The sequence below is a fragment of the Deinococcus sp. genome (assembly GCF_018260405.1).
Lineage (GTDB): Bacteria > Deinococcota > Deinococci > Deinococcales > Deinococcaceae > Deinococcus.
On the sequence record NZ_JAGLBG010000271.1, the window covers coordinates 1 to 535 of the forward strand.

Consider the following 535-nt stretch of genomic DNA (forward strand, 5'->3'; position numbering starts at 1 on the left):
CGTTCAAGGTCACGGTCGCACCCGACACGTTCGTGCCCACGAACAGGCTGCCAGTGCTCACCGGGTTCTGCGCGGCCACCGTGTAGAAGGCCGTGTCACTCACCCAGCTGTTCTGAGGCAGCGGCGTGACCACGATGCTCAGCGCCTGGGCCAGGCCGTCCTGGCCCCGGGCGCTCACGGTCGCAAACTGATCCTGGGTGGTCTTGAACGAGCTGATCTGATCCAGGTTCAGCGGCGTCAGGCTCGCCAGGGCCAGGACCTTGTTCTGCCCGATGGGGCCGCCCACGGTGTACGTGAAGTTCGCGTCGGGCGCCGGGAAGGTGGTCGTCGTGTTCGCCTTCACGAAGTTCGCGCCGCTCAGGCGGTTGGGGAGAACCTGATCGACGCTGCCGTCAGGGTTGACGTTGAACAGGTACACGTACGCGTCGCGGTTGACGGTCGCGCTGATGCTGATCGGCTCGTCGATGCGGTAGGCAGGGTTCTGCGCGCCGCTGGCATCCTTGCTGACCCGCACGCTGACATTCAGGTCAGGCTG

1 protein-coding gene is annotated in these 535 nt (G+C 65.6%); it reads right to left on the bottom strand.

Annotation, left to right across the window (positions count from 1 at the left end):
- The coding region (locus tag QZ269_RS13485; RefSeq protein ID WP_291427199.1) for a DUF4384 domain-containing protein at window positions 1–535 on the bottom strand (535 nt) is incomplete at both ends.